General features: G+C 72.3%; 3 protein-coding genes. All 3 read left to right on the top strand.

Annotated features, from left to right (window positions below):
• The first annotated feature begins 49 nt into the window (after positions 1-49).
• A complete protein-coding gene (locus H5J30_RS18130; RefSeq protein ID WP_181788462.1) occupies positions 50-1,192 on the top strand; it encodes an acyl-CoA dehydrogenase family protein in 1,143 nt (380 codons plus the stop codon).
• 13 nt (positions 1,193-1,205) lie between these two features.
• Positions 1,206-2,441, top strand: a complete 1,236-nt coding sequence (locus tag H5J30_RS18125; RefSeq protein WP_181788461.1) for an acetyl-CoA C-acetyltransferase — start codon at positions 1,206-1,208, stop codon at positions 2,439-2,441.
• A gap of 47 nt (positions 2,442-2,488) precedes the next feature.
• Positions 2,489-4,710: 3-hydroxyacyl-CoA dehydrogenase NAD-binding domain-containing protein (locus H5J30_RS18120; RefSeq protein WP_258563388.1), on the top strand; the 2,222-nt coding region annotated here is incomplete at its 3' end.

Here is a 4,710-nt window from a genome sequence, read left to right as displayed (position 1 = left end):
TGACCCCCGCCCCCGGGGACCCCGCCGCGGGCCCCACCGAGGAGGAGCGTTGAAACGCCGGCTGTACGGGCCCGAGCACACGGCCTTCCGCGAGACCGTGCGGACCTTCCTCGCCAAGGAGGTCACCCCGCACTACGAGAGGTGGGAGGCCGACGGCATCGTCTCCCGCGACGCCTGGCTCGCCGCCGGGCGGCAGGGCCTGCTCGGCCTCGCCGTCCCCGAGGAGTACGGCGGCGGCGGTCACGACGACTACCGCTTCGCGGCCGTGCTGGCCGAGGAGTTCGCGCGCGCCGGCGCCGCCGGCCTGGCCGTGGGACTGCACAACGACGTCATCGGCCCGTACCTGACGTCCCTGGCCACCGACGAGCAGAAGCGGCGCTGGCTGCCCGGCTTCTGCACCGGCGAGCTGATCACCGCCATCGCCATGACGGAACCCGGCGCCGGCTCCGACCTCCAGGGCATCCGCACCACCGCGGCGGACCGCGGCGACCACTGGCTGCTCAACGGCGCCAAGACGTTCATCTCCAACGGCATCCTCGCCGACCTCGTCGTCGTGGTCGCCAGGACCACCCCCGAGGGCGGCGCGCACGGGCTGAGCCTGCTGGTCGTCGAGCGCGGTGCGGCCGGCTTCGAGCGCGGCCGCAACCTCGACAAGATCGGCCAGAAGGCCCAGGACACCGCCGAGTTGTTCTTCACCGACGTACGGGTGCCGAAGGACAACCTGCTGGGGGAGCGCGACGGCGCGTTCGGCCACCTGATGACGAACCTGCCGCAGGAGCGGATGGCCATCGCCGTCGCCGCGGTCGCCGCCGCCGAGCACCTGGTCGAGGCCACCACGGCGTACGTCAAGGAGCGCGAGGCGTTCGGCCGGGCGCTCGGCCGGTTCCAGCACATCCGCTTCGAGATCGCCGAGATGGCCACCGAGTGCGCCGTGACCCGGACGTTCGTCGACCGCTGCATCGAGGACCTCGCGGCCGGCGAGCTGGACGCGGTGCACGCCTCGATGGCCAAGTGGTGGTCGACCGAGCTGCAAAAACGCACCGCGGACCGCTGTCTGCAACTGCACGGCGGCTACGGCTACATGAGCGAGTTCCCCGTGGCCCGCGCCTTCACCGACGGGCGTGTCCAGACCATCTACGGCGGCACCACCGAGATCATGAAAGAGATCATCGGCCGCTCCCTGCTCTCCTGAGAGGCGCACCACCGTGACCACAACCGCCAGGCCGTCCGTCACCGACGCCTACGTCTACGACGCGATCCGCACCCCCCGCGGCCGCGGAAAGGCCAACGGCGCCCTGCACGGGACCAAGCCGATCGACCTCGTCGTCGGACTCGTCCACGAGCTGCGCCGCCGCTTCCCGGACCTCGACCCGGCCGCCGTCGACGACGTGGTGCTCGGCGTGGTCAGCCCGCACGGCGACCAGGGCTCCGACATCGCCAAGATCGCGGCCATCGCCGCCGGGCTCCCCGACAGCGTCGCCGGCGTGCAGGAGAACCGCTTCTGTGCCTCGGGCCTCGAGGCCGTCAACATCGCCGCGGCGAAGATCCGCTCCGGCTGGGAGGACCTGATCCTCGCCGGCGGCGTGGAGTCGATGTCGCGGGTGCCGATCGGCTCGGACGGCGGCGCCTGGTTCAACGACCCGATGACCAACATGGAGGTCGGCTTCGTCCCCCAGGGCATCGGCGCCGACCTGATCGCCACGATCGGGGACTACGGCCGCCGGGACGTCGACGAGTTCGCCGCGATGTCGCAGGAGCGGGCCGTCCAGGCGTGGAAGGAGGGCCGGTTCGAGCGCTCCGTGGTGCCGGTCGTGGACCGCGGCGGGCTGACCGTCCTGGACCGGGACGAGCACGTCAGGCCGGGCACGACCGCGGACAGCCTGGCCAGGCTGAAGCCGGCGTTCGCGGACATCGGCGAGCTGGGCGGCTTCGACGCCGTGGCCCTGCAGAAGTACCACTGGGTGGAGCGGATCGACCACGTCCACCACGCCGGCAACTCCTCCGGCATCGTCGACGGCGCCGCCCTCGTCGCGGTCGGCTCCGCCGAGGTCGGCAGGCGGTACGGGCTCACCCCCCGGGCCCGTATCGTCTCCGCCGCCGTCACCGGCTCCGAGCCCACCATCATGCTCACCGGCCCCGCGCCCGCGACCCGCAAGGCGCTCGCCAAGGCCGGCCTCGGCATCGACGACATCGACCTCATCGAGATCAACGAGGCGTTCGCCGCCGTCGTACTGCGCTTCGCCGACGACATGGGCGTCAGCCTGGACAAGGTCAACGTCAACGGCGGCGCCATCGCCATGGGCCACCCCCTCGGCGCCACCGGCGCCATGATCCTCGGCACCCTCGTCGACGAGCTGGAGCGCCGCGACCTGCGCTACGGCCTCGCCACCCTCTGCGTCGGCGGCGGCATGGGCATCGCCACCGTCGTCGAGCGCCTCTGACCCCGTCCCGCCCCCGCCACACGGAGACCTCCCGTATGAGCACAGCCATGAGCCACACGAACACGATCCGCTGGGAGCAGGACGACACCGGTGTCGTCACCCTCGTCCTGGACGACCCGAACCAGTCCGCCAACACCATGAACGCGGACTTCATCCAGTCGCTCACCGCCGTCGCCGACCGGCTTGAGGCCGAGCGCGACGGCGTGCGCGGCATCGTCTTCGCCTCCGGGAAGAAGACCTTCTTCGCCGGCGGCGACCTCAACGACCTCATCCGCATCGACCGCGAGCACGCCCGCGAGGCGTTCGACACCGGGATGGCCGTCAAGAGCGCGCTGCGCCGCATCGAGACGCTCGGCAAGCCCGTCGTCGCCGCGATCAACGGCGCCGCCCTGGGCGGCGGCTACGAGATCGCGCTCGCCTGCCACCACCGCGTCGCCCTCGACGCGCCCGGCTCGAAGATCGGGCTGCCCGAGGTCACCCTCGGCCTGCTGCCCGCGGGCGGCGGCGTCACCCGTACCGTACGGCTGATGGGCATCACCGACGCGCTGCTGAAGGTGCTGCTGCAGGGCACCCAGTACCGGCCGCGGCGGGCGCTGGAGAACGGGCTCGTGCACGAGGTCGTCGGGACCGAGGAGGAACTGCGCGCCGCCGCCCGCGCGTTCGTCGACGCGCACCCGGAGTCCCGGCAGCCCTGGGACGAGCCCGGGTACAGGATCCCCGGCGGCACCCCGAAGAACCCGAAGTTCGCCGCCGACCTCCCCGCGTTCCCCGCCAACCTCCGCAAGCAGCTGGGCGGCGCCCCGTTCCCCGCCCCGCGCAACATCATGGCGGCGGCCGTCGAGGGCTCCCAGGTCGACTTCGAGACCGCCCAGGTCATCGAGGCCCGCTACTTCGTCGACCTGGCCGTCGGACAGACCGCGAAGAACATGATCCAGGCGTTCTTCTTCGACCTCCAGGCCGTCAACGCCGGCCGCTCCCGCCCGGCCGGCCCCGCCGAGCGGCGGGTGGCGAAGGTCGCCGTGCTGGGCGCCGGGATGATGGGCGCCGGCATCGCCTACTCCTGCGCGCGCGCCGGCATCGAGGTGGTGCTGAAGGACGTGTCGGTCGAGGCGGCGGAGAAGGGCAAGGCGTACTCCGCCGGGCTGCTCGACAAGCAGCTCGCCAAGGGCCGTACGACGCGGGAGAAGCGGGACGCGCTGCTGGCCCGCATCACACCCGTCGCGGACCCGGCGGAGCTGGCCGGCTGCGACGCCGTGATCGAGGCGGTCTTCGAGGACCCGGCGCTCAAGCACAAGGTGTTCCAGGAGATCCAGGACGTCGTCGCGCCCGACGCCCTGCTCTGCTCGAACACCTCCACCCTGCCCATCACGCTGCTCGCCGAAGGCGTCGCCCGCCCGGGCGACTTCGTCGGGCTGCACTTCTTCTCACCCGTGGACAGGATGCCGCTGGTCGAGATCATCAAGGGTGAGCGCACCGGCGACGAGGCGCTGGCCCGCGCCTTCGACCTCGTACGCCAGATCTCCAAGACCCCGATCGTCGTGAACGACTCGCGCGGCTTCTTCACCTCCCGCGTGATCGGCCACTTCATCAACGAGGGCGTGGCGATGGTCGGCGAGGGCATCGAGCCCGCGACCGTCGAGCAGGCCGCCGCCCAGGCCGGCTACCCGGCCAAGGTGCTGTCCCTGCTGGACGAGCTGACCCTCACCCTGCCGCGGAAGATCCGCAACGAGACGCGCGCGGCCGTCGAGGCCGCCGGCGGCAGCTACCCCGTGCACCCGGCGGAGGCGGTCATCGACCGCATGGTCGACGAGTTCGGCCGCACCGGGCGGGCCGGGGGAGCGGGCTTCTACGACTACGAGGACGGCAGGCGGACCCGGCTGTGGCCGGGGCTGCGGGAGCACTTCACCAAGCCGGACCAGGAGCCGCCCGCGCTGCGCGACCTGCAGGAGCGGATGCTGTTCGCGGAGGCGCTGGACACCGTGCGGCTGGTCGAGGAGGGCGTGCTGACGTCCGTCGCGGACGCGAACATCGGCTCGGTCTTCGGCATCGGCTTCCCGGCCTGGACCGGGGGCGTGCTGCAGTACATCAACGGCTACGAGGGCGGGCTGCGCGGCTTCGCGGCGCGGGCCCGCGAGCTGGCGGCGGCGTACGGCGAGCGCTTCGACCCGCCCGCGCTGCTGCTGGCGAAGGCGGAGCGGGACGAGGGGTTCATGGACGCCGTCATCGGTTCGCCGGCGCGGCCGGTGCGAGTTCGGCACGGCCGAACAAC

The sequence above is a fragment of the Streptomyces phytophilus genome (assembly GCF_013870535.1).
GTDB lineage: Bacteria > Actinomycetota > Actinomycetes > Streptomycetales > Streptomycetaceae > Streptomyces > Streptomyces phytophilus.
This window is presented reverse-complemented; position numbering and strand designations above follow the sequence as displayed.